Source organism: Viscerimonas tarda, from assembly GCF_054601255.1.
The window spans coordinates 67890-92273 of record NZ_BAAHWV010000004.1 but is presented as its reverse complement, the minus strand read 5'-3'; the positions used below and the strand labels follow the sequence as shown (position 1 = coordinate 92273).

Below are 24384 nucleotides of genomic sequence, written 5' to 3'. Positions count from 1 at the left end.
TTTATTTTTTCTTCAATACATAAATAATAGAACTGCATTTCTTCACATCGCTCAGGCTTCGCAAAAAGAAGATTCCTCCTTTTAGCAGCCCTGCAAAGCTTGCAAGCGGCATTTTCCTGTTTTTTTCGCTAAGCATTGATATGTAAAATACATCAAAATACATGGGCTTTTGGGCAACTACACAAAAGCCGTTTTTTTCCGCCAACCCTTGAAAATCGGACGGAGAAAAATGCCACAAATGGCGTGGAACATCATAAGCCGCCCACAATCCTTTGTAATGCCTGGCATCGAGAGAACTTTTGTTGGGTAAGGCGATGATGGCCGTCCCATCGTCTTTCAGTAGTTGGTGTATGCGCTGCATGGTTTCGTTCAGCTTTTCGAGGTGTTCCAATACATGCCACAGCGTAACAATATCCTGCGTTTTTTCCGGCAGCTGAAAAAGAGCATCCGAATCATACAAATCCAGTCCGAATTTCTCCTTCGCATATTCCCGTGCCGAAGCGGACTTTTCTATGCCCGTAATATTCCAGCCATCCTCCTTTATCCGGTTGAGGAAATAACCCGTACCGGCGCCAATATCCAGCGCCGAACCCGTTTGTTTGCCCGATACTTTTTTCAGTAAGGCCGCCTTTGAATTAAGCGCCGATTTTCGCGCAAGATGGTATAAAGTATTGATGATCCCCTTCTGCGTATCGCTATGGGAAACATATTCCGGCGCATCGTAGTATTTACCGATTTCTCCTTCGGCAGGAAAATCCTGTGTAAAAGCAAAGCCGCACTTAGCACAAGAGAAGACAGTAAAAATCTCTCCCGATACCAGATTGTCCTTACCCGAAAGCAAAGGAGCAAGCTCCTCACTTCCACACACAGGGCAGTTATTTATATGTATTGTAGCCATTTTTATTGAAAAAGCTTAAACGGTACAAATGTAGTAAATAAGTTTTAAACTCAAAGTTCAAAGTTCGAGGTTCAAAGTTCTTGCTGGCGCAGATTTCCCAATCCGTGCCCATGTCTGACTGAGAACATTGCAACCCGTTACTCGTTGGCACGGAGCCAGCAAAGGGATTCAGGGGGGCTATTATTTAAATTTATCAGGTTTTTGCAATTAAGAATAAAATAACTATTTTTGTATAGTAAACCTGCAATTATGAAGAAAGAGTTTGGAAAGTGGCTAATGGATATTGCCAAATATATTGTAACAGCAGTAATCGTTTCATCTTTTTTCAATGGAGTAAAAGAAGAGCAATTTGTATATATCGTTGGCGGAATAGTTGTGTAATAATAATGACGTGGGGGCTTTATTTACAAAAAGAAGCGCCACAAAAAAAGGAAGGAAAGAAATAATGAACGGAGCTTTATTCATGTTTGGTGTAGTTCTTTTAATTGCCTTTGTTGGTGGTATTTATTTTGTGATACAAGACCACAAAAATTCGCATCATTCGGATAGCAATTCGGATAAAGATTAATAATCCCCTGTATAGTTTATTAGGATGGAAACGATGTGAGGCTGTCTCAAAAGTCTGTCATCCCGTGCTTGACACGGGATCCCCTGAGTAAACGTGCAATGATTGTCAGCAGATTGCGGGTCGGAATCCGCAATTGGAGCGGAGCGTAAATCGGCCTGAGCCAATGACAAGCTCGGGAATAAGGCTTATGAGACAGCCCCGCACTCGTAATTTACTTGTAACTCGTAACTGCCTCAGCTGGCGCGGATTTCCCAATCCGTTCCCGTGTCTGACTGAGAACATCGCAACCCGTTACTCGTTGGCACGGATTGGGAAATCCGCGCCAGCTGAGGGCAGACACACAGGTCTGCCCCTACAATCCTATCATAACCGTAGAGGCAAGGCATCCTTTCTCCCTTACTTCAATCTCCCCAAACCAGCTTTCAAATAATCGTAAAAAATACCCACGCTCTCTATCTCCACGTACTCATCCGGCGAATGGGGATGCATGATGGTTGGGCCGAAGGAAACAATATCCAGATTGGGTGTGCTGCCGAGGATAATTCCGCATTCCAGTCCGGCATGTACAACTTTTACTTCTGCCGGTTTTCCATACAATTCCATGTACAGGTCTTTCATCACATGCAAAACCTTGGCGTTTACGTCAGGCTGCCAGCCCGGATAGGATGCATCGAACTCTACCTTTGCTCCTGCCAGCAGAAAAGCGCTTTCGATACTCGAACAAATAGCCTCCTTGCGGGTGTCGGACGAACTGCGAGCCAGAAACCTCACTTCCACCAATCCGGCAGACGATTTAACGGAAGCCAGATTGGTTGATGTTTCCACCGTCCCCTGAAAATCCGTCAACATACTGATTACACCGTTCTGACAGGCTTCTACCGCATTAATCAGGTTATCCTGTATTTCTTCGGGAATAAGCGTCTGGGGCAAGGCGACCGGTTCGGCTCGGAATGATATACTTGTTTCTATTCCTTTATATTCAGTAATATATACCGCCTCACAGGCCTTTACGAGTTCAATAATCCCGGCCTCTCCACCTGCGGGGACGGTTATTATGGCAAACGCCTCGCGAGGTATGGCATTGCGCTGAGAACCACCGTTGATAAACGACAAACGCGCTTCGTAATCGCGAACGACTTCTTTCAGGAAGCGGAACATCAATTTATTCGCATTCGCCCGTCCGAGATGAATATCCATGCCCGAATGGCCGCCTTTCAATCCGGTAAGACTGATTTTCAGCGCCACATCACCGACAGGGACTTCGGCATCCTTGTAGCCAAAAGATACGTTTACATCGGTACCACCGGCACAGCCTACGCACAATTCACCTAAATCTTCCGTATCAAGATTCAGCAGAATATTGCCTTTCAGGAAACCCGGTTCCAAGCCAAAAGCGCCATCCATACCCACCTCTTCGTCTATGGTGAAAAGCGCTTCGATGGGGCCATGCACCAAGCTATTATCCTCAAGGATAGCCATGATAGCGGCAACGCCTATTCCATTGTCGGCGCCCAATGTAGTTGAGGTGGCTTTTACTATTTTCCCATCAATGCGTGCATCAATCGGGTCTTTGGCAAAATCGTGCTTTACGTCCGAGTTGCTTTGGGGCACCATATCCAGATGCGATTGAAGAATAACAACCGGCGCATTCTCCATTCCTTTTGAGGCCGGTTTCCGAATCAATACATTACCGGTTTTGTCCTGTACTGTTTCCAAGCCCAACGAGCGTCCGAAACCGGAGACAAATTTGGTAACCGCCGCCATTTGTCCGGTTGGACGAGGGATTTGGGTTAATTCATAAAAATGTTTCCACACATTCTCCGGTTCGAGAGATAAAATTTCTTTTGACATAGCTATATATTTTTTAGTCCCAGCCCCCTAAATTCCCCGTAAGGGGACTTTATAAGCCTCCCCGGCGGGGAGGTTGGAGGGGCTTTAGTTTTTTTTCCTAACGGCCAGCATAGCGATTCCGACCAATCCGCACAGAATCACCCACAACGACTGTATGGCGAAAACGCCTGTTGCAAAGGCTGTTGCCGACATGGTATCCACGCCATATATTGTAAGGGAAGCGATAACGGCCAGTTGCCAGGGCCCCAGTCCTCCGTTGGAAGGCACGCCCATACTGATGCTGCTCAGGGCAAAGGCCACCAGCGCGGCAGTAAAACCAAGGTCTTTCGTAAAACCAAAAGCAAAAAAAGTAATATAAAAATAGAAGAAGTAGGACGCCCAGATACCGATACTATACAGGAAAAGGCGTTTTTTCGTCTTCATCTTCCAGATAATTTTCATATCTTTTCCCATTCCTGCCACCAAATCGACTATTTTTTTTACAATAAAGTTTTGCCCGAAGAACTTGAAAATAACAAACAGCGCAAGCACAAGCGCCACAATTGCAATATACAGTATTGGAGAGGTTAATATGTTGTGTATCGCATCAATCCGTTCCTGATTCGCCTTCAACAAGAACTGCATATTGAGGAAAAACGCGATAACAGTAATCGAAAGCACCGTTAAAGTATCGAGGACACGATCCAGAATCATGGTGCCGAACAGTTTGGTGAAGGGTATTTTTTCTTCCTTTGCCACTATTCCGCAACGCCATATTTCGCCGGCGCGGGCAAATACAAAATTAACGGCATAGCCGCCATAAATGGCATAATTGAGCGTGGACACCTTGGCTTTATACCCCAAAGGCCTTATCAGCAAGTCCCAGCGGTATCCACGGATGGTGTTTCCCAGCAAGCCGAATATCAACGAAAATGCCAATATTGCATAATTGGCATCTTTAAGTACCGACCAAACTTCACTGAAATTTATATCGCGAAAAAGGAAATACAATATCAAAATACCCAAGGCCAAAGGAAGAACAAACTTCGCTATTTTGCCCACTATGCTCTTCTTCGGTGATTTTTCTTCTACAGACTGCTCCATCGTTATAATTTAATATTTTGCTTTAATGTAATAATATGAACCTGTTGTGTTCTGATTTTTGGAATTAAACACTACCTTTGCAAGGTACAAATATAAGCATTAGTTGCGGATGAGAGTTGTTAAGCCTAAAAAATTCCTCGGTCAACATTTTTTGAAAGACCTGCAAATTGCCCAACGTATAGCCAATACGCTGGATAATTTTGTCGGTGTACCCATCATTGAAGTCGGCCCCGGAATGGGTGTTCTCACACAATACCTGATAGAAAAAGGCGAATTAACGGTAGTGGAACTCGACAGGGATTCAGTACCTTACCTCAAAGAACACTTTCCTTCGCTCGACGGACATATCATCGAAGCCGATTTTCTTCAGCTGGATTTATTGGACATTTATCCCGATAAATTTTGTGTGATTGGGAATTATCCGTACAACATTTCGTCTCAAATATTTTTTAAAGTACTCGATTACAAAAATCATGTTCCTTGCTGTGCGGGCATGTTGCAAAAAGAAGTTGCCGAACGCATCGCCTCAAAACCCGGGAAAAAAGCCTACGGAATATTGAGCGTATTGTTGCAGGCATGGTACGATATTGAATACCTTTTTACCGTGGACGAGACGGTTTTCGACCCTCCGCCAAAGGTCAAGTCGGCGGTGATTAAACTGACGCGGAACGACCGGCAAAGCCTTGATTGTGATGAAAAGCTCTTCAAGACGGTCGTCAAAACAAGTTTTAATCAACGACGAAAAACCTTGCGTAATTCGATGAGACCCTTGTTGGGAAAAAATTGTGAGGCCTGTTCCGACCCAATTTTTGATAAACGCCCCGAGCAGCTATCGGTTTCAGATTTCGAAAAACTGGCCAATATTACGCAAGCATACCTCCAGGGCCAGCAGAATTAAAAAGAGTGCAAACCCCTTTAAATCTGAGAATTTATGGCAGAAGTAAAACTTTTTTATCATAAAGACAATGCAATCAGAATCAGCCGTAGCCTTGAATTTTTGAAAGAAACACCCATCAAAAAGTTTCTTTGGATTGACTTAAACAACGTTGACGAAGAAATTGAGAACGAACTGGAAGATTACCTGAAAATCTATATACAGGAAGAGGAAGAAATGATCGAAATTGAGATGTCTTCGCGTTATATCGAAACATCCGATTCGCTGGTCGTCAACCTCAACTTCCTGTTAAATTCGTTTGAAAGAGAAGCCATTTCGTTTATTATGAAGAACGATATTCTGATTACCGTTCGCGACGAAGAATTGCTCTCGTTCCACGAAACGGTGAAGAAAATATCGGCAAACCCCCGGAATTACCCCACTGGCTACCATGTATTTGTGGCCTTGCTCGAAACCCGTGTCGAAACCGACGCCGATATGATTGAAGAACTCACTCAGCGCATTACCGTGTTGAGTAACAGCATCAATACCAACGAGGTGGATGAGGAACTGTTGATGGAAATAAAAGACTTGCAGGAAAAAACCATGCTGCTCCGTGAAAATATCATTGAGAAATACCGCGCCGTATCGAGTATGCTGAGAAGCGAAATATTCCCCAGGGAATTGCACGATAAGCTGACCATCATCATCAAAGACATCAATTCGCTGCTGGAACACATCCGCTTCAGTTTCGACCGCCTCGATTACTTGCAGGATACCTTCCTCGGGTTTGTTAATGTGGCACAGAACAAAATAATAAAGATGTTTACCGTTATCTCTGTCATCTTCATGCCCCCTACCCTGATAGCCAGCATATACGGCATGAATTTCCCCGGAATGCCCGAAATGGAATGGGGAATATGGGGCTACATTTTTTCTATTGCCCTGATGGTGTTTGCCTCCGGCATTATTCTTTTTATCTTCAGGAAGAAGAAGTGGCTGTAACCCCCTAATCCCCCGTAGGGGGGACTTTTCTATATCTCTCCCACGGGGGCTCAGTCCCGCATGGGACTAAACACACCCTCCGATTGGATTATAAATCAGGTTGGACAAAATGACGCGTTTCCCGTAGGGTCGTATGGCATACACCCGACACACACACACCGTCAAAACGAGCAAAAACCGGAAGTTTTGTTCCATGCGCAGGAGATTGCGGGTCGGGGCCCGCAATGACAGACAGACAAAAAAAGGGCGAATAATGTTTCAAAATAAGATAAAAATAGCTGGAGAAAAATAGTCATTGTAATTTAAAAAATATACTTTTACACAATGAAAGTATATAATTTTTCATGCGTTTGCCTTAGGATTTAAAAAGCAAATAACATAAAAAAGAGTAATATTTACTAATTTATTAAAGGAAGCGCGCGGGCTATCGCATAAAAGATATAGCCGCCAAGCTAAGGCTGAAAGCCTTTAAGTATTAAAAAACCTCTCTACAATAAATTCACTTCAAAGAATTGGGGATGCCTTTTACATAATCCCTTTTTCGCGCAACTTCAATTGCCATTTCCAGGCCGAGAGCATGGTGTCGTCGATGTTTTCTTTTGCTGTCCATCCCAATACATTATTGGCTTTTTCGGGGGCAGCCCATATTTTTTCAATATCGCCTTCGCGACGGCCAACTATTTTGTAGTTAAGCTTCGAGTTGGATACTTTTTCAAATACATTGATAAGTTCCAGCACCGAAACCCCTGTGCCTGTTCCCAGATTAAAGATTTCGACTTTGTCTTCCGATACATTTCCCAGCATTCTGTCGATGGCTATTACGTGTGCTTTGGCCAAGTCGACCACATTTATAAAATCCCTGACGCAGGATCCGTCCGGTGTATTGTAGTCGTCGCCAAAAACGCTCAGTTGCTGACGGACGCCTATGGCCGTTTGAGTGATGAAAGGCACCAGATTTTGAGGAACGCCGTTGGGCAATTCGCCTATCTCGGCGCTCGGATGCGCCCCGATGGGATTGAAATAGCGCAGGATGATGCTCCTGACAGCAGCTCCCGAGCGAATGTAATCGTGAATAATTTCTTCGTTGATTTGTTTGGTATTTCCGTAAGGCGAAGTGGCCGGTTTTATGGGGGCGTTTTCGTCTATGGGGTTTTTATCGGGTTCGCCGTAAACGGTGCAGGAAGACGAAAAAACAATTCCTTTCACATCGTGTACAGGCATCAATTCGAGCAAGTTGATTAAGGAGTTGAGGTTGTTGCGGTAGTAGAGTATGGGCTTTTGCACCGATTCCCCTACGGCTTTGCTGGCGGCAAAATGAATAATGCCCTGTATGCCTTTGTATTTATTAAAAAGCGCATTTAGTCCGTCAATATCGTTGCAATCAAGTTTTTCGAAAGCAGGACGAATACCGGTTATTTTTTCGATACCATCAATAGAATCGGCGGTTGAGTTCGACAGATTATCAATTACAATAACCTCATAACCTGCGTTTTGAAGCTCTACAACTGTGTGAGAACCAATGTATCCGGCTCCGCCGGTTACTAAAATCTTTCCTTTCATAGTTTACGGTTTTATTTCTAAATTAAGCTGCAAATATAGCACAAATAAAGTGGAAATATGACAATAAGCTAATGAGAATAATGTGCCAATGTGAATAATGTGAGTGCGTGGCGTGCCGCGTCTCTACAGAATTTTGTTCCATTAGCACATTAGAAAATCATTTTTCATTTTTAGTTTTTCACTTCTTTTCCTACCTTTGTCGAAAAACCAGAAAAATGAAGCGGGTAAAGCTATTATTAAGTTTCTTTTTATTCTTTATTTTCGTGGCATCGTGCTCCGAGCCAACGCTTGAAGAGGATGCCCGGAAAGCAGCCTATTTAACTCAACAGTCGATGACTTATTCGAGGGAGAATAATCTGGAGCAGGCCGAAAGCAATTATAACGAAGTTCAGCGGATAATGGATAAGTACCGACAGACGGAAGATTTCAGGAAATTTTACGACACCTACGATTTTTATCTCCGGGAATATCTGGAAAATGCTGAATACTGATTTTTATATGAAATGATAAATGATGGAAAATATAAACGACGCTATTGAAGAAAAAAAGAAAAGTCTTAACTTTATAGAGCTTATTGTTGAAAAAGACTTGAAAGAGGGGAAAAATGACGGACGCTTGCAAACCCGCTTTCCGCCCGAACCCAATGGCTATTTACATATAGGCCACGCAAAAGCTATTTGCCTCGACTTTGGGATAGCTCAAAAATACGGAGGGCTGTGTAATCTTCGTTTCGACGATACCAATCCGGTGAAAGAAGACGTTGAGTTTGTTGAGTCAATCAAGAAAGATATTCAATGGCTGGGCTTCGACTGGGAAAATGTTTTTTATGCCTCCGATTACTTTCCCCGGTTGTGGGACTTTGCTATTCAACTGATTAAGAAAGGAAAAGCTTACGTGGACGAACAATCGGCGGAAGAAATAGCCAAACAAAAAGGAACGCCTACCCAAGCAGGGGTCGAAAGCCCTTACCGGAACCGTCCGGTTGAAGAAAATCTTGATTTGTTCGGAAAAATGAACGAAGGTCTCTTTGAGGAAGGAAGCATGGTTTTACGCGTCAAGATAGATATGGCATCGTCCAACATGCACTTTCGCGACCCCATCATCTACCGCATCATCAAGCAGGCGCATCACCGCACCGGAAACAAATGGAATGTTTATCCGATGTATGATTTCGCCCATGGTCAATGCGATTACTTTGAGGGTGTTACCCATTCTATCTGCACCTTGGAGTTTGAGGTGCACCGCCCGCTGTACGATTGGTTTATCAGCCAATTGGCATCGGACGATTACAGACCACGCCAGTTTGAATTTAACCGCCTGAATATGACCTATACGGTTATGAGCAAACGCAAACTGCTTCAACTGGTTAAGGAAGGCTATGTGAATGGCTGGGACGACCCGCGTATGCCGACCATCTGCGGTTATCGCCGCCGGGGATACACTTCCGAGTCGGTAAGGAAATTCATCGACAAAATAGGTTACACCAAGTACGATGGAATAATTGATGTGGCTCTGCTGGAATACGCCGTCAGGGAAGACCTGAACGAAAAAGCTACGCGTGTATCGGCTGTCCTCGACCCCGTAAAATTGATTATTACCAATTATCCGGACGGACAAACCGAAATGCTGGACGCCCAGAATAATCCGCAAGATGAAAGCGCCGGAAGCCACAAGATTGCTTTCTCGAAAGAATTGTACATCGAACGGGACGACTTTATGGAGGATGCCCCGAAAAAATATTTCAGACTGACCCCCGGACAGGACGTACGGTTGAAATCGGCCTACATTGTTACATGCACAGGATGCAAACACGATGAGGCGGGCAAGGTAGTTGAGGTATATGCCGAGTACGCCCCATTGACCAAAAGCGGGCTGGAAGAAAGCGGACGAAAAGTAAAAGGAACCATTCACTGGGTATCGTGCAAGGAGGCCATAGATGCCGAAGTACGCTTATACGACCGCTTGTTTATGGACGAAAATCCTTCGGCGGAAGAAAAGGAAAAAGACTTTAGAGAACTACTCAACCCCGATTCGCTGAAAGTGCTAACCGGCTGCAAAGTAGAACCATTCTTGAAGGATGCCAAACCCCTGGATAATTTTCAGTTCCAACGGATAGGCTATTTTAATATCGACCCTGACTCCTCAGTCGATAAACTGGTGTTTAACAGAACCGTTTCGTTGAAAGATACCTGGCAGAAGATAAAGGATAAGTAATTTGCCAATGAGACTAATGTGAATAATGAATTTATTGTTGCTTCGCGCCAATAGGCTAAGGCTGAAAGCCTTTAAGCATTAGTATATGGCAACGCCCAGAGGTGTTCGGAAGATTGTAATTATTTGTTATACAAATATAAAGTTGCGTGTTATTAGCATCATTCCGTAGGAATGATTCGCTCGGTAGAAAAATCAGGCTTAATAAGGGTCGCATTCCGAATGGAATGCGTCCTCGTTAACTTACTCTTATGCTACCGAGCGATGCAATCCTAACGGATTGCAGCATCTCAAACAATTATATCATAAAAATTTACAATCTTCCGACCACGACTGGGTAACGCTCTACGAAAATGGGAACCCCACCGCCCCCATTCGTCCCGAAGTGGCAGAAACAAACAGAAAAAAATACAATAATTACAATAAAATAATTTTGAACTATCAAATAATCATAAAAGGCGAAGATAAAACCAATAGCGTTAAGAATTGGCAGCAATTTGGCGATAAGGTAGAAATTACATTTTGTAACAGCGAAAAAAAATATTCGTACAGAGAACAGGATGTAAAAATCATTCTGTCTGCCTTGTTGAAAGAAAGTGCAAAGCAACGATTTGAGTACCTGAAACGCATTGCAACAGCCGTAAGTTTGAAAAACGAATCCATTGGAAACATTCTTGCAAATCAATATGATAAAATTGACTTTGTAAGTTCTGAAAGTGTATTATCTGACTTCTTAACAGAAAAATTATCTTATTACAATAAACAATATTTATCAAACGCCGTTTATCCGTTTGGTTTTAACGAAAGTCAGAAAAATGCCGTAGAAAAAGCATTAACAAACAAATTGAGCATTATCGAAGGTCCGCCGGGAACAGGTAAAACACAAACAATTCTAAATATTATTGCAAATGCAATTATACGAGGCGAAAGTGTAGCAGTTGTGTCAAGCAATAATTCGGCAACAAAAAATGTGCTTGAAAAATTAGAAAAATACAAAGTTGATTTTATAGCAGCATATCTTGGTAGCAGAGAAAATAAACAAGCGTTTATTGATGAGCAAAAAAATAAATCTTTTCCAACCTTTGCAGAATGGGAATTATCTGCCGAAGAAAAGAACGAAGTTGATATAGAATTAAAATCGCTTTTTGAAAAACTGAATAAAAAATTACAAAGAAAAAACGAATTATCACATTTAAAACAGGAATTAGACGGTATTGAATTAGAATACAAGTATTTTGAGAATAATTTTCAAAATAATGATTCCAATTTATTTGCACACTTTTTCGGGAATAAAAATTCGGATACCATTTTAGAAATTTGGTTGTATTTAGAAAATTATAAGTTTATTGATAAATATCATAAAACAAACGGGTTGCAGAAATGGATTAAACGCCTGAAGTTTTACATTAAATATGGTATAGTTGATAAATCTGTATTTTTTATTTCGGAAGAAGCAGATGCTTTACATTATTGCAGGAAACATTTTTATAATAGTAAAACAGCAGAAATTAAAAATGCAATAAATACTCTTGAAAAAGAATTAAACGATTTTGATTTTGACAGGAAAATGAAAGAATATTCCGAATTGTCGCTGCTGATTTTTCGGGATAAACTTGCGCGAAAATATGAAAGGAAAGAAAGAACGTTGTTTGAAATTGATGAGCTTTGGAAAAATTCCGAAAAATTTATCGAAGAATATCCTGTTGTTTTAAGCACAACCTATTCGTTGAGAAGCAGTTTGTCAAACAAAATAATGTATGATTATGTTATTGTAGATGAAGCCTCGCAAGTAAATTTAGCAACAGGAGCATTGGCTTTGTCTTGTGCGAAAAAAGCCGTTATTGTAGGCGATTTAAAGCAACTGCCCAATGTTGTAAATAGCGAAGATGCAGAAAAAACCGACAAGTTTTTTGCTGAATATAATTTACCTGAATACTATCATTACAAAAATCACAGTATTTTACTTTCTTTGACGGAAATGTTTCCTAATGCACCGAGAACTTTATTGCGCGAACATTATCGCTGCCACCCGAAAATAATTGATTTTTGCAATCAGAAATTTTACAACAATCAACTTATCATTTTAAGTGAGGCAAAATCAAAACGTAGCCCTTTGATTGTATATAAAACGGTAGAAGGTAGCCACGAAAGAAACCGTATCAATCAGCGGCAAATTGATGTGATAAAAAACGAAATTATTCCTCAGCAAAATTTGGATAAAGATGTGTCGCTTGGAATTGTTACGCCCTATCGCAATCAGACAAATGCTTTACGGCAGGCATTTGCAGGCACGAATATTCAAGCCGATACGGTAGATAAATTTCAGGGACGAGAAAATGATGTGATTGTTCTTTCTACTGTTGATAACGAAATATCGGAATTTGCTGACAATGCCAATCGCCTGAATGTGGCAGTTTCAAGGGCAAAAGACCAACTTATTGTAGTGGTCAATGGAAATGATATGACACAGGACACGAATATTGGCGACCTTGTTAAATATGTAGAATACAATAATTTGGAAATTGTTCAAAGTGAAATTTCCTCTGTTTTTGATTTGCTGTTCAAATGCCATAATGAAAAACGACTTCAATATCTTGAAAATAAAAAGATTGTTTCCGAATACGACAGCGAAAACCTGTTATTCAATGAAATAGATGAAATCTTGCAGGAAAAAGATTTTCAAAAATTTGGCGTAAAAATTCATATTCCTATGAGAATGGTTTTGCATAATACTGATAATTTGAACGATGAAGAAGCAAAATATGCTTTGAATGAATTAACGCATTTCGACTTTTTGATTTTTGACAAAATAAGTAAATTGCCAAGGTTGGTGATCGAAGTAGATGGCGTAGCATTTCACAAAAAAGGAACACCACAGTCAAGGCGTGATGATTTGAAAAATTCAATTCTTGAGAAAATAAATCTGCCATATATTCGATTAGGAACAAGTGGCAGTTTGGAAAAAGAGCAAATAAAAAAGAAATTGCAAATTTTAAAAATACAATATTGAATATGATGAACAATCTTAACCATTATTATGGAAGATATTATAGAAAAATATTACGACAAAAATAGCGAGCTGTACAAAATACTGGTAGAGCACAGCCTGTCGGTAACGCAGAAGGCATTGTCTATATCAGAGCAGCATCCCGAATTGGGTATTGACAACCGGTTTGTCGGCGAGGCCGGAATGATTCACGACATTGGCATATTTATGACCAATGCGCCCTCTATACACAGTTTCGGTACGCATCCCTACATTGCTCACGGCTATTTGGGCAGCGAACTGATGCAGGCCGAAGGATACCCCAAACACGCGTTGGTGTGCGAGAGGCACACCGGAACAGGGCTTACCACCGAAGCGATTATAGCTCAAAACCTGCCCCTCCCTCACCGCGACATGCTGCCGTTAAGCATTGAAGAAAAAGTAATTTGCTTTGCCGATTGCTTCTACTCTAAATCAAAACTGGGGAAAGAAAAAACACCGGAGCAGGTTATAGCAAGTCTCTCTAAATTTGGAGGGCAATCGGTTAACAGGTTTGTGGAGTGGTGCGATTTGTTTTTGTGATTTTCCGTCTTTGCCGCAACTTGTTAAAGGCCTTCAGCCTTAAACAAGTTGCGGTGAGTAACCAACTACTCAAACAACCTCCCGTTCAATAAAATCTTCCAGCTGTACAATAAAGTTCTTCCACGACAACCGCTGTTTTTCTTTGCGGGTATTCTCGGTATAGAATGCCGCTTTTCCGCTGTCGAAAAATTCCATAATGGCTTCGGCCATTTCTTTTGGCGAAACGCCTTTTGCAACGATGCCTGTTTCGGTCGATTTCAGGGTTTCGCCCAAGGCGCCCACATCGGTGGCTACCATCGGTGTTTCGAGCTGATAGGCTAAGGCTACAACTCCGCTTTGCGTGGCCGAGCGATAGGGCAATACGAGTACATCGGCAGCCGAAAAAAGAGTGGTTACCATGTCGTCGTTGATGTATTGTTCAAAAACAACAATCTGATTTTTCAGGCTGGAGCTGTTAATCAGCTGCGCATATTTTTCAAAACTGCCGTAACATTCTCCGGCAATCACCAGTTGATAATCGTCCGGCAAATAGTTGGTTGCTTCAATAAGTATATCCAGGCCTTTGTAGTCCCTGATGAACCCGAAGAATAGGGCTGTTTTTTTCGCAGCATCAATATTCAGCTGTTTGCAGGCTATTTCTTTGTCGATTTTCTCTTTATACTGGTCGTATATGGGATGCGGTAATAAGGTGATTTTGGCATCTTTGCGAAGCGACAACAAATCTTTGCGGACCGGCTCGCTCATCACAATAAAAGCATCGCAGCAACTGAAAAAGTAGTTGGCCAAAGGCCGTTCGATAATAGTTCGCTCGTGCGATGTGGCGTTATGAACGAGGGAAAGCGCTTTTGTTTTTTTCTTCAACAGACGGCAAACGCTGCCATAAGCCGGCGCGAAGAACGACATCCAGTAAGGGATAATCAGTATATCGGGCGAAAATTTGTTGATGGCTTTGGCGGCGATGATGTACGAGAACGGATTTATAGCGCTCAGCACCCGCTTGTTTTCTATTTCTTTTGCGGTATCTCCCTCGGTTACGAATTGGGTTTTGCCGGGGAACAAAAAATTGGGATAGAGAGTGGTGAAAGAAAAAGCCGCCACCTCGTTGTTCAGGGATAGCTCGGTATATAACCGGGCATTCAATTGAGCCAGTCCTCCCCTGAATGGATAAAACGGGGATAAAATAGCAATTTTCATCTATTGTTGTTTACTTGAAAGTATCTTCTCCACTTTCTCCAGTACCGCCGATTCGTCAATCTGATGCATACACGCATAATCGCCACGCATACAGGGCAAATCGCCATATACCGAACAGGGACGGCACGGGAGGTCGATTTGTACCGCATTCCCGGGTTTTTGTCCGTATCCGTAGAAGCCCAAAGCCGGATGTGTAGCTCCCCAAACAGATACCGCAGGCGTTTCGACAAGCGAAGCCAGATGCATATTGGCCGAATCCATTGATATGATTACATCCAGAAAAGAGATGAGCAGCAATTCGTTTTCAAGATTCAATTTGCCCGAGATGCTGATAGTCTGCGGATAATTTTCGGCCCATTGCCGTGTAACTAAGTCTTCCTGCGTACCCGAGGAGAACAGGAAAATATGGTTGTCGGGATTTTCGGAAAGAGTAGCCAAAATATTTTCCATTTTTTGCAGCGGATATATTTTCTCCTCATGTTTAGAGAAAGGCGCTATTCCGATCCAGTTTCCTTTTTTCTCTTTTATAACAGTACGCAAAGGATATATTGTTCGTTCTCTGAACTCGAAAAAGTTGGTGAAACTAATATCTGCCGGAAACCCGATTTGCTCAAAAACCTCCATGTAACGATTTATTACATGTTTAAGCGGAACATCCAGCTCTTTGGTTTTAATCATTTCGCTTTTTTCGGCACGCCCCTTGTTGATGTGAGCGACTTTTTTCCCTTGAAAGAATAAAACTTTTCTGATAATTTTTGAACGAAGCACATCGTGCATATCGGCCACATGCGAATAGCCTCCTTTTTGTAGCGAAAGAATCAACTTCAGTAACCCGAAGAAGCCGGAATGCCGGTTGGCATCAAAACTTTTAGAGTTTACATTAAACCCGATATTCTCAAACAATGGAGCAAAAGCCTTTCTTGTCAGCACCACAAACCGATCGTGTGGATACCTTGCTGCCACAGAATACACAGCAGGAATCAACATTGCTACATCACCAAACGAAGATACTCTTACTATGAGAACTCGGGACATTTTTTATTTGTTATTTTTTTGATTTTTCATACAAAACAGGATTCAAGGCCGGGTCGTTGTACATTTTCATCTGCTTATAGACCTTCATAAACTTTCGTCCTTGCTCTATGTCGGCCAGCAGTTCTTCGATAGCCAGAGACAAGTCTTTTCGTTGCTCCAGCAAAATGTCCAATTTTTTCCGGCATTGGTCGTGATGCAATTGATCGACATCCGTGCGGGCAACTTCCTGCCTCATGTGGTATATTTTAAGGGCCAATATAGACAGACGGTCAACAGCCCATGCCGGACTTTCGGTGTTTATTCTGGCAGCGGATAAGGGTTTAATATCCTTGTATTTATCCAAAAAGTAACTGTCAATCAGTTCCACGAGGTCTGTTCTCTCCTGATTGGACTTATCAATACGCCGCTTTATCTCCAAGGCTTTAACCGGGTCAATATCGGGATCTCTGACAATATCTTCGAGATGCCACTGAACGGTGTCTATCCAATTTTTTGAATATAGGAAATACTCAATTTGCGGCAATTTATAAGGATTTTCAAACTCCGCATCCACATTGTCGGTAAGGTGATAAACCTCGATAACTTTATCAAATACCGAGTTGCATATAGCAGTAAAGGTCATTAGATTATATTTTATTTCACAAAGTTAGCATTATTAGTTGAATAGTGGAAAAAAACAAAACAAAAAAATACTTTCTTATGTAGAAGATAATTATTTAGTCTCTTATTTCAAAAAAAGTTGCTATGAGCAGGAGATTCCTCCCTTTGGTCGGAATGACGGTCTCCTTTTTGGGAGAGGGGAGTAGGAAGCGGCGGCGAAGCCGCCGCTTCCTACTCCCTTAAACCCCCAATAGGCGAGTCATTCCGACCAAAGGGAGGAATCTCATCCGTAACAGTGGTTCTAAAATTTTTCAAGGTTTGCCCTGTGAATTTATTCGCTCGCCATTTGATTCTTAAATACCAAAACTAACAGAACTAATATACTCATAGATGCAGCTCACAACGCCTACCACGAATATACCAATCATCGACACTATCAACGAGGCTTTGAGGTAACCATCGGTATTTACTGTTTCGAGGGGCGAATCGCTGCTGTTGATAAACATGGCCTTCACCACCAGCAAGTAGTAATACAGGGATACGATGGTGTTCAGGAAAGCCAGAATAACCAACACAATGTACCCTTGTTGCATAGCGGCCATGAAGACAAACATTTTGCTGAAAAAGCCGGCAGTGAAAGGTATTCCTCCGAGCGAAAACATGGCAATCATCATCGCCAGCGCCAATTTCGGATTTGTTTTGTACAAACCGTTGTAGTCATTCATGCTCAGCTTGCCTGTTTTATCCTCAATAGCGGAGATGACGCCGAATGCGGCCAGATTAGAGAATATATACACAAATATATAGTATATGCTGGCTCCCATACCGAGTTGTGTTCCGGCGAAAACGCTCAGCATAATGTAGCCGGCCTGCGATATGGAAGAAAAAGCCAGGAAACGTTTCATGTTTTTCTGACGGAGGGCGAACAAGTTACCCACAGTAATCGTCAGCAGGATGATAATCCAAAGCACGCTCTGCCACACTTCCGACAATGCCGGAAAGACCTGGTAAAGAATGGCCATCAGGGCAAAAACCGAAGCTCCTTTCGAGATGGTGGACAGGTAAAGCGTAACGTTTGTCGGCGCACCCTGATAAACGTCCGGCGCCCACAGGTGGAAAGGCGCCAGCGATATTTTGAAGAACAAGCCTCCCATAAAGAAAATCGTCCCCATGATAATCAACGGGGTTGAGATAATAGCGGCTGCCATATCGGTGTAGTACAAAGAGCCACACGCCCCATAGAGGAACGACAAGCCAAAAATCATGAGGGCCGACGAGAAGATGGCATTAAAGATATATTTAGCGCCCGCTTCTGCCGAATGGTGGGTGTATTTGTCGAATGCCACCAAGGCCGCAATGGGCAACGAGGCTGTTTCCAAACCAATGTAGAACAAGAGGAAGTTCCCTGACGAAATCATCAGATACATGCCGAAGAGGGTGAGTATGGTCAGCATAAAAAATTCGCCTCTCTTATATATCGAATCGGGTTTGGATAGCCATGAGTTTGCCTGAAGCAGGATAAGAAATACACCGATGTTCAGGACGCATTTTATGGTATGCTGCGCGGGGCCTGTTGCATAGGTTCCGGCAAAAGCAGTTCCTGTTTCCTGAACAAAGAAGCAATATACCGTATGAATCAAAAACAGGGTGCAAGCTATTGGAAAATAGTACTTTTTGGCGTTGTCAGAAGCAAACAGGTCATAAATTATGAACAACAGAAACACCGCTACCAGCGATAATTCGGGCTTCATCAACAAATAATTACTTAAATCCATTTTTATATCTTAATTTATATCGTTTACAAAATCAATTCTTACTTAATTCAATAGGGTATGTAACTGAGGCTGGAACTTATCAGGTCAGAAATCCATCCGGGAAACAAGCCCATTCCGGCAACGCACAATACAAGACCTGCCACCGCCACCTTTTCGTGCCACACGGCATCGGTCAGTTCCAAATGGTGATTGTCCTGAACAGGGCCGTAAAGTATTTTACCTACAACTTTAAGAATATAGACTGCCGTTACCACAATCGACGAAATCATGATGATGGTGAATATGCGGTAGAACAATTCCTGATGTTGGAACGCGCCGATAAATATGGTCATCTCGGCAACAAATCCGCTTAATCCGGGAAGCCCTAACGAGGCCATCCCCGCAATCACGTAGCACACGCAAAGGAAGGGCATAATTTTCATCAGTCCGCCCAGCTCGCGAATGTCGCGGGTGTGGGTACGTCCGTATATCATCCCAATCAGGGCAAAAAAGAGGGCTGTCATTAATCCGTGCGAAAGCATTTGCATCACGGCTCCGGTCATGGCTGTCCTGTTCACCATCAGTACGGCAAAGAGTACCATACCGCAATGGCTCACCGAAGAATAGGCATTGATGTATTTCAGGTCGGTTTGCGAAATAGCGCCCAAGGCTCCGTAAATAACGCTGATACCTGTTAGTATGATAAATATCCACGAAAGTTCGTCCGCTGCTTGAGGCAACAGGCGCATGGCTATACGGAAACATCCGTAGCCTCCAAGTTTCATCAACACCCCTGCGTGCAACATCGATACGGCTGTTGGCGCGGAGGCATGACCATCGGGCGACCAAGTGTGGAAAGGGAAAAGCGCTCCAAGAACGCCGAATCCGACAAATGTCAAGGGGAATATCCAGTATTGGGCTTCTGTTGGGATAGCTCCGTTTTTAGCTATTTCCAGTATATTGAACGTGTAATCGCCGGTTGTGGATGAATTGAAATAGATACCCAGCAATCCCACAAAAAGGAAGGCCGAACCACCCATCAACATCAACGTCAGTTTCATGGCCGAATATTCTTTGCGGCCTGTTCCCCAAAGCCCAATCAACAAATACATGGGGATGAGGGCGATTTCGTAGAAGAAGAACATGGTAAACATGTCGATGGAGATAAAGAATCCATAAACACCCGTAGCCAACAAGGTTAGCCACATAAAGAAATCTTTCGGTAGCGGATTCATATTCCAGGAGGCAAAAGTTCCGGTGAGAACGATGACGGAGGTCAACAGCAGCATAATAACCGATATGCCGTCCACGCCCACCGTGTAATGGATGTTGAGCGACGAATACCAAACAACATCGTGTATAAATATCATCTCGTCGGTGTTGCCTGCACTCCGTTCGGCATAGAACAGAAACAACAAGCTAACGGCAAGTATCAGTTCGGCAACAGCGCCTATAACGGCTATTGTGCGCACTTGCTTTATATTTCGACACGGGATAAATGCCAATAGCATCAAAACCGGTATAAGGACAAAAATTGAAAGAATATCCATTTTCTATATCGTTAATATATATTTTACATACAAATAAGACAAACAATGCATACTGCAAAGAACAGCACAAATAACAGCGCTCCAACAAAATACGCCAACACATATTGCTGAACACGACCCGACTGCAAGCCCTTGATTTTATCGGATGCCACATTGGTAACAAGCGCAAGCGAATCCATAAATCCATCGACAAATTTCCGGTCGAACCAGGCTATTGGGCGCGATATGCAATTGAAAATAATTTGCCGTGTAACAAACAGCCATATTTCATCGAAGTAGAATTTACGATAAGCGGCTGTGTAGAATCCGCTGAATCCTGCCGCAATTTTATCGGGCATAGCTGTTTTCTTGAAATACAAGGCCGATGCAATGCCGATACCAACAAGTGCAATGCCAATACTTAATCCGGCGATGAGCGGGTCGATATGCGCCTCGAAAGGTAAACGGTCGGTCGTAATCAAATCTGAGAACGGAACGGCTCCTGCAAATACCGTAAACACGGCCAGCACAATCAACGGAATGGTCATTACCGGACTGGCTTCGTGCGGCGCATGGTGGTAATGCTGGTCTTTGCCGTTATGGAAAATGCGGTAATACAACCTGAACATATAGAATGCTGTGAGCCCGGCACAGATAAACAGGCAGGCAAACAGGAATTTATCGTGGTGGAATGCTGCCGCCAAAATTTCGTCCTTACTGAAGAATCCCGAGAAGGGCCAAATACCGGCAATCGCCAAACAAGCGATAAGGAATGTCAGGTGCGTAATGGGGAGTTTTTTCCAAAGTCCGCCCATATTGTCCATTTCGTTGCTGTGCACGGCATGGATAATAGCGCCTGCTCCCAAGAATAACAAGGCCTTGAAGAAAGCATGTGTAAACAAGTGGAACATGGAGGCCATATAACCCAATCCATCGTGTCCGCCATAACCCGAAACGCCTAAGGAGGTAATCATGTAGGCAATCTGCGAAATGGTTGAGTAAGCGAGTACCCGCTTTATGTCGGTCTGTGTACAGGCAACTACCGCCGCAAACAGCGATGTTATGGCGCCTATATACCCGATGATGGTCAATACTTCGGGCGTTCCCAAAGCATACACCGGAAACAGACGAGCCACGAGGAATACTCCGGCAACCACCATGGTAGCGGCATGTATCAATGCTGAGGCAGGCGTTGGGCCTTCCATCGCATCGGGCAACCAAATGTGGAAAGGCATCATGGCCGATTTTCCGGCGCCTCCCATAAATATAAATAGCATCGCCCACGACAACACCGAGAAGCCAAGGAACGAAATTCCCAAGGTTTCTTGTATGAATGGGGCATTAGGGTCGGTCAGCGTAGCAAAATCAAATGTTCCTGAGTAGAAAGAAACAACCAATATGCCTATCAGGAAGAACAGGTCGGCAAAACGCGTAACGATAAACGCTTTCTTAGACGCTGCTACCGCACTCGGTTTTACATAATAGAAACTGATGAGCGAGTAGGAAGATACCCCCACAAGCTCCCAGAAGATATACATTTGAAAAATATTCGGTGCAACAACCAATCCCAACATCGAGAAAGAGAACAGCGACAGGAAAGCATAATAGCGTTGAAATCCTTTTTCGCCCTGCATGTAGCCCATGCTGTAGATGTGTACCATCAACGAAACGGTGGTAATCACCACCAGCATCATTACCGAAATAGGATCGAGCATGATGCCCAAGTCGATGTGCAATTTATCGGTAAATTTCAACCACTCGAAGTTTACCGGAATTAAGGACTGGAAAGCTCCTTCGCCGCCGGGTCGTCCCAACTCGAAGAAATACTTGTAGGCTGTGATGTACGACAAAACCGTGATAACCCCCAGCGACAATGTTCCTGAAACACCCGCAACAACAGGCTTCATTTTATGTCCGCCCAGCCCCAGTATCAGGAACATGATGGCAGGAAGCGCTATTATCAATAATGTGTATGACATATAGTTTAATTAATTAGTATATTAGTAAAAGCCCCCTAAATCCCCCCAAGGGGACTTTCATAAGCCTCCCCTACGGGGAGGTTGGAGGGGCTTTTATTCTTTCAAGTCTGTTATATTTTCGTCTATATATATACTCTTCACGTTGCGGTATATATTTATGATGATAGCTATGGCTACGGCTGTTTCGGCGGCGGCTATGGCTATGGCAAACAAGGCGAAGAAGAATCCCTCAAACGCTCCCGGGTAGAGGTAGCGATTGAATATCACGAAATTCAGGTCGGCGGCATTCAACATCAGCTCTATCGACATCAATACCATCAGCATGTTTTTGCGCGACAGGAATCCGTAAACTCCGGCAAAGAACATAATTGTACTCACAGCCAAATAAGCCTCAAGAGGTATTGGCCCCGACAAATAATCTATTATAAAGTCGTACATAATGCTATTATATAAAATAATTTATCTTTTCCTTGCTATCATAATGCCCCCGATGATGCAGGCCAGCAACAACAGGCTGACTGCTTCAAAAGGCAATAAATATTGGTATTTTTCGGTTCCCAGCATGTCCAAGCCAATGGTTTCCATCTCTATTTGTCCTTGGGTTACATACACATAAGCCTTAAACACATTGGTGAAAATAATATGACCGCACACCGCCAAACCGGCTAATGTGGCAAGCCCCGCAACAATCATCCGCTTCGGTTTCTCGAAAACAACATCCGCACCCGGGCGGTGAGTCAACAGAATGGAGAAGATGAACAGCGCCATCACACCTCCTGCATATACGGCCACCTGAACCGCAGCCAAAAAGTGGTAGTCCATCAACAGGTAAAGCCCTGCTGTGGCAAGCAACACAAACAACAAATAGGTTGCCGACCGGATAATACGCCTCGATGTAACTGTCAGCAACGAAAATCCGGCAATCATTGCCGCTAAAATGTAAAATATAATTTGTTCTGCCATAATCTTATGAACGCTTATTATTCTTTCGTTTCTTTTGCTTCAGCAGGCGCTGCTGCAACAGGTTTCTTTTTCTCCCTCAACTTCGAGCCTTCGCTGTTGAGTTTATGCACCAGTTTGCCACGGCTAAACACGGCGCCCTCAAAATCCTGTCCGAACTTAATCGCATCGGAGGGACAAGTCAGCACGCACAAGTTGCAAAACGTACACGAGCCCAAGTTATAGAAATACTCATCCAGTATCTTTTTCTTTTTCCCGTCTTCGGTTTCTATTGTTTTCGATTTAACCGTGATTGTTCCGTTGGGGCAATTCATCTGGCAAATACTGCAAGCTGTGCAGGCATGTTCGTTGTTTTCGTCATGGGGCATAAGCAGTTCGCCCATAAAGCGGTCGGACATAATCAGCGTGTCCCTGTTTTCGGGGTATTGCTGTGTTATTTTCTTCGTGAACAGTTCGATCCATGTTACGCGCATTCCGGTAAGCAAAGAACCTATACCCTGAAATAATCCTTTAAAATACTGTGATATTGTCATATTACTTTGCTATATATTGAAATAAACCAGGGAATAAACCCTCCAAAGTCAAGCCTGTCAGCACAAGAATAACCATGAGCAGAATGTTGACCATATTGATAGGCAACAGATACTTCCACTCCAGCGTCAACAACTGGTCGATACGCAAGCGGGGGAATGTCCACCGCACCCACAAGCTGAGGAACACGAGGAATCCGGCTTTTCCGAAGAACCATACATACGAAGGTATGTAATTCATTAGCTGGTTAAATCCGTCCCATCCTTGCACCTGTACCGGCATCCAACCACCCAGGAAGACGGTTGTTGCAATGGCTGCTATGATAAACATGTTGAGGTATTCGGCCAGATAAAAGAATCCGAATTGCAAGCCCGAATACTCGGTGTGATAACCGGCGGTAAGTTCCGATTCGGCTTCGGGCAAGTCGAAAGGCCCGCGGTTTGTTTCGGCATGTCCCGAAATCAGGTATATCACAAAAGCAATGATGGATACGATATGGCCGTTGAAAATGTTCCAGCAATAGGTTTGGCTCTCGATGATGGTCGAAAACTGCATCGAACCCGACAGGACGACCATTGTCATCAGGGCAAATCCGGCAGAAAGTTCGTAGCTTATAAACTGAGCGCCGCTTCGCATGGCTCCAATCATCGAATACTTGTTGTTACTCGACCAGCCGGCCAGCAAAACCCCGATAATTCCGAGTGAAGAAACAGCCACAACATAAAATACGCCTATATTGAAGTCGAAAGCCTGCAATCCCCGTCCAAAGGGAATGGCGCCGAATGTCAGCATCGAAGCTACAATCATGAAAAACGGAGCCAGATAGAACAGAATTTTATCGACACTGTTGATTTGGATGATTTCCTTAATCAATATCTTCAACATGTCGGCCACACTCTGTATGATTCCGTATTTACCCACACGGTTAGGGCCTAAACGAGCCTGAAAAAACGCGGTTATTTTACGTTCTACATAAATCAGGATAAGAGCCAGCGCCGCGTAAGCCGATAACAAGAGCAATCCGACAAGTACAAACTCAATAGATAGAACCAAAAATTCCGGCAGGTATTCCCGAAGCAATTCGTCCAATAGCGCTATTGGCTTTACAAGTTCTAAGGGTTGTGAATATTCTGACAACATATGTTTTTGTTATATTGAAAAACAACTATTTTTCTTTATTAATT

22 protein-coding genes are annotated in these 24384 nt (G+C 43.2%); 8 read left to right on the top strand and 14 right to left on the bottom strand.

Annotated features, from left to right (window positions below):
- Position 1 precedes the first annotated feature (1 nt).
- Positions 2 to 898 carry a class I SAM-dependent methyltransferase gene (locus ACYPWY_RS02730; protein WP_459683898.1) on the bottom strand — a complete coding sequence of 299 codons (897 nt, stop codon included), beginning with the start codon at positions 896 to 898 and terminating at the stop codon, positions 2 to 4.
- Between the two features lie 249 nt (positions 899 to 1147).
- Between ACYPWY_RS02730 and ACYPWY_RS02725 the strand changes: the two genes are divergently transcribed.
- The gene (locus ACYPWY_RS02725) at positions 1148 to 1279 is read left to right on the top strand and encodes a DUF6722 family protein (RefSeq protein ID WP_459683897.1); all 132 of its coding nucleotides are present in this window, start codon (positions 1148 to 1150) and stop codon (positions 1277 to 1279) included.
- A gap of 64 nt (positions 1280 to 1343) precedes the next feature.
- On the top strand, positions 1344 to 1466 hold the full coding sequence (locus tag ACYPWY_RS02720; protein ID WP_459683896.1) for a hypothetical protein: 123 nt from the start codon (positions 1344 to 1346) through the stop codon (positions 1464 to 1466).
- A gap of 396 nt (positions 1467 to 1862) precedes the next feature.
- Here the strand turns inward: ACYPWY_RS02720 and ACYPWY_RS02715 are convergent, their stop codons facing one another.
- Positions 1863 to 3317: an aminoacyl-histidine dipeptidase gene (locus ACYPWY_RS02715; RefSeq protein WP_459683895.1), complete on the bottom strand. Its 1455-nt coding sequence runs from the start codon at positions 3315 to 3317 to the stop codon at positions 1863 to 1865.
- A gap of 84 nt (positions 3318 to 3401) precedes the next feature.
- Positions 3402 to 4400, bottom strand: coding sequence for a lysylphosphatidylglycerol synthase transmembrane domain-containing protein (locus ACYPWY_RS02710; protein ID WP_459683894.1), 999 nt, complete (start codon positions 4398 to 4400; stop codon positions 3402 to 3404).
- A 109-nt stretch (positions 4401 to 4509) separates the two neighbouring features.
- Between ACYPWY_RS02710 and rsmA the strand changes: the two genes are divergently transcribed.
- Together rsmA and corA are read left to right on the top strand one after the other, a co-directional pair.
- Positions 4510 to 5298 (top strand): 16S rRNA (adenine(1518)-N(6)/adenine(1519)-N(6))-dimethyltransferase RsmA, encoded by a 789-nt coding sequence (rsmA, locus tag ACYPWY_RS02705; RefSeq protein WP_459683893.1) that lies wholly within the window; start codon positions 4510 to 4512, stop codon positions 5296 to 5298.
- 33 nt (positions 5299 to 5331) lie between these two features.
- A complete protein-coding gene (gene corA / locus ACYPWY_RS02700; protein ID WP_459683892.1) occupies positions 5332 to 6279 on the top strand; it encodes a magnesium/cobalt transporter CorA in 948 nt (315 codons plus the stop codon).
- Between the two features lie 525 nt (positions 6280 to 6804).
- Here the strand turns inward: corA and galE are convergent.
- Complete coding sequence (gene galE, locus ACYPWY_RS02695) at positions 6805 to 7839, bottom strand: UDP-glucose 4-epimerase GalE (RefSeq protein WP_459683891.1); 1035 nt, start codon at positions 7837 to 7839, stop codon at positions 6805 to 6807.
- Between the two features lie 215 nt (positions 7840 to 8054).
- On the opposite strand from galE, the gene ACYPWY_RS02690 reads away from it, so the two are divergent.
- From ACYPWY_RS02690 to ACYPWY_RS02675, 4 genes are all read left to right on the top strand, one after another.
- Positions 8055 to 8330 (top strand): hypothetical protein, encoded by a 276-nt coding sequence (locus ACYPWY_RS02690; RefSeq protein ID WP_459683890.1) that lies wholly within the window; start codon positions 8055 to 8057, stop codon positions 8328 to 8330.
- A gap of 19 nt (positions 8331 to 8349) precedes the next feature.
- Positions 8350 to 10053 (top strand): glutamine--tRNA ligase/YqeY domain fusion protein, encoded by a 1704-nt coding sequence (locus ACYPWY_RS02685; protein ID WP_459683889.1) that lies wholly within the window; start codon positions 8350 to 8352, stop codon positions 10051 to 10053.
- A 277-nt stretch (positions 10054 to 10330) separates the two neighbouring features.
- The gene (locus ACYPWY_RS02680) at positions 10331 to 13060 is read left to right on the top strand and encodes an AAA domain-containing protein (RefSeq protein WP_459683888.1); all 2730 of its coding nucleotides are present in this window, start codon (positions 10331 to 10333) and stop codon (positions 13058 to 13060) included.
- A gap of 27 nt (positions 13061 to 13087) precedes the next feature.
- Complete coding sequence (locus tag ACYPWY_RS02675) at positions 13088 to 13618, top strand: HD domain-containing protein (RefSeq protein ID WP_459683887.1); 531 nt, start codon at positions 13088 to 13090, stop codon at positions 13616 to 13618.
- A gap of 69 nt (positions 13619 to 13687) precedes the next feature.
- Here ACYPWY_RS02675 and ACYPWY_RS02670 read toward each other — a convergent pair whose 3' ends face one another.
- The 10 genes from ACYPWY_RS02670 to nuoH all read right to left on the bottom strand — a co-directional run bounded on the left by ACYPWY_RS02670 (position 13688) and on the right by nuoH (position 24340).
- The gene (locus ACYPWY_RS02670; protein ID WP_459683886.1) at positions 13688 to 14812 is read right to left on the bottom strand and encodes a glycosyltransferase; all 1125 of its coding nucleotides are present in this window, start codon (positions 14810 to 14812) and stop codon (positions 13688 to 13690) included.
- Entirely contained in the window at positions 14813 to 15847 is a 1035-nt protein-coding gene (locus ACYPWY_RS02665; RefSeq protein WP_459683885.1) for a glycosyltransferase family 9 protein, read from the bottom strand.
- A gap of 10 nt (positions 15848 to 15857) precedes the next feature.
- Positions 15858 to 16469 (bottom strand): DUF4254 domain-containing protein, encoded by a 612-nt coding sequence (locus ACYPWY_RS02660; RefSeq protein WP_459683884.1) that lies wholly within the window; start codon positions 16467 to 16469, stop codon positions 15858 to 15860.
- Positions 16470 to 16800: 331 nt separating this feature from the next.
- Complete coding sequence (locus tag ACYPWY_RS02655; RefSeq protein WP_459683883.1) at positions 16801 to 18222, bottom strand: NADH-quinone oxidoreductase subunit N; 1422 nt, start codon at positions 18220 to 18222, stop codon at positions 16801 to 16803.
- A gap of 47 nt (positions 18223 to 18269) precedes the next feature.
- Positions 18270 to 19751 carry a complex I subunit 4 family protein gene (locus tag ACYPWY_RS02650; protein WP_459683882.1) on the bottom strand — a complete coding sequence of 494 codons (1482 nt, stop codon included), beginning with the start codon at positions 19749 to 19751 and terminating at the stop codon, positions 18270 to 18272.
- 23 nt (positions 19752 to 19774) lie between these two features.
- Positions 19775 to 21709 (bottom strand): NADH-quinone oxidoreductase subunit L, encoded by a 1935-nt coding sequence (nuoL, locus tag ACYPWY_RS02645; RefSeq protein WP_459683881.1) that lies wholly within the window; start codon positions 21707 to 21709, stop codon positions 19775 to 19777.
- 93 nt (positions 21710 to 21802) lie between these two features.
- Positions 21803 to 22147 carry an NADH-quinone oxidoreductase subunit NuoK gene (gene nuoK, locus ACYPWY_RS02640; protein ID WP_459683880.1) on the bottom strand — a complete coding sequence of 115 codons (345 nt, stop codon included), beginning with the start codon at positions 22145 to 22147 and terminating at the stop codon, positions 21803 to 21805.
- A gap of 21 nt (positions 22148 to 22168) precedes the next feature.
- Positions 22169 to 22672, bottom strand: coding sequence for an NADH-quinone oxidoreductase subunit J family protein (locus ACYPWY_RS02635; RefSeq protein ID WP_459683879.1), 504 nt, complete (start codon positions 22670 to 22672; stop codon positions 22169 to 22171).
- Between the two features lie 17 nt (positions 22673 to 22689).
- Positions 22690 to 23202 carry a 4Fe-4S binding protein gene (locus ACYPWY_RS02630; protein ID WP_459683878.1) on the bottom strand — a complete coding sequence of 171 codons (513 nt, stop codon included), beginning with the start codon at positions 23200 to 23202 and terminating at the stop codon, positions 22690 to 22692.
- Between the two features lies 1 nt (position 23203).
- Positions 23204 to 24340 carry an NADH-quinone oxidoreductase subunit NuoH gene (gene nuoH, locus ACYPWY_RS02625; protein ID WP_459683877.1) on the bottom strand — a complete coding sequence of 379 codons (1137 nt, stop codon included), beginning with the start codon at positions 24338 to 24340 and terminating at the stop codon, positions 23204 to 23206.
- Positions 24341 to 24384: the final 44 nt, after the last annotated feature.

Excerpts from the sequence above, each read along its gene's own strand:
- ACYPWY_RS02730 (WP_459683898.1), bottom strand. The coding sequence starts at position 898 with ATGGCTACAATACATATAAATAACTGCCCTGTGTGTGGAAGTGAGGAG.
- ACYPWY_RS02725 (WP_459683897.1), top strand. The coding sequence starts at position 1,148 with ATGAAGAAAGAGTTTGGAAAGTGGCTAATGGATATTGCCAAATATATT.
- ACYPWY_RS02720 (WP_459683896.1), top strand. The coding sequence starts at position 1,344 with ATGAACGGAGCTTTATTCATGTTTGGTGTAGTTCTTTTAATTGCCTTT.
- ACYPWY_RS02715 (WP_459683895.1), bottom strand. The coding sequence starts at position 3,317 with ATGTCAAAAGAAATTTTATCTCTCGAACCGGAGAATGTGTGGAAACAT.
- ACYPWY_RS02710 (WP_459683894.1), bottom strand. The coding sequence starts at position 4,400 with ATGGAGCAGTCTGTAGAAGAAAAATCACCGAAGAAGAGCATAGTGGGC.
- rsmA (WP_459683893.1), top strand. The coding sequence starts at position 4,510 with ATGAGAGTTGTTAAGCCTAAAAAATTCCTCGGTCAACATTTTTTGAAA.
- corA (WP_459683892.1), top strand. The coding sequence starts at position 5,332 with ATGGCAGAAGTAAAACTTTTTTATCATAAAGACAATGCAATCAGAATC.
- galE (WP_459683891.1), bottom strand. The coding sequence starts at position 7,839 with ATGAAAGGAAAGATTTTAGTAACCGGCGGAGCCGGATACATTGGTTCT.
- ACYPWY_RS02690 (WP_459683890.1), top strand. The coding sequence starts at position 8,055 with ATGAAGCGGGTAAAGCTATTATTAAGTTTCTTTTTATTCTTTATTTTC.
- ACYPWY_RS02685 (WP_459683889.1), top strand. The coding sequence starts at position 8,350 with ATGATGGAAAATATAAACGACGCTATTGAAGAAAAAAAGAAAAGTCTT.
- ACYPWY_RS02675 (WP_459683887.1), top strand. The coding sequence starts at position 13,088 with ATGGAAGATATTATAGAAAAATATTACGACAAAAATAGCGAGCTGTAC.
- ACYPWY_RS02670 (WP_459683886.1), bottom strand. The coding sequence starts at position 14,812 with ATGAAAATTGCTATTTTATCCCCGTTTTATCCATTCAGGGGAGGACTG.
- ACYPWY_RS02665 (WP_459683885.1), bottom strand. The coding sequence starts at position 15,847 with ATGTCCCGAGTTCTCATAGTAAGAGTATCTTCGTTTGGTGATGTAGCA.
- ACYPWY_RS02660 (WP_459683884.1), bottom strand. The coding sequence starts at position 16,469 with ATGACCTTTACTGCTATATGCAACTCGGTATTTGATAAAGTTATCGAG.
- ACYPWY_RS02655 (WP_459683883.1), bottom strand. The coding sequence starts at position 18,222 with ATGGATTTAAGTAATTATTTGTTGATGAAGCCCGAATTATCGCTGGTA.
- ACYPWY_RS02650 (WP_459683882.1), bottom strand. The coding sequence starts at position 19,751 with ATGGATATTCTTTCAATTTTTGTCCTTATACCGGTTTTGATGCTATTG.
- nuoL (WP_459683881.1), bottom strand. The coding sequence starts at position 21,709 with ATGTCATACACATTATTGATAATAGCGCTTCCTGCCATCATGTTCCTG.
- nuoK (WP_459683880.1), bottom strand. The coding sequence starts at position 22,147 with ATGTACGACTTTATAATAGATTATTTGTCGGGGCCAATACCTCTTGAG.
- ACYPWY_RS02635 (WP_459683879.1), bottom strand. The coding sequence starts at position 22,672 with ATGGCAGAACAAATTATATTTTACATTTTAGCGGCAATGATTGCCGGA.
- ACYPWY_RS02630 (WP_459683878.1), bottom strand. The coding sequence starts at position 23,202 with ATGACAATATCACAGTATTTTAAAGGATTATTTCAGGGTATAGGTTCT.
- nuoH (WP_459683877.1), bottom strand. The coding sequence starts at position 24,340 with ATGTTGTCAGAATATTCACAACCCTTAGAACTTGTAAAGCCAATAGCG.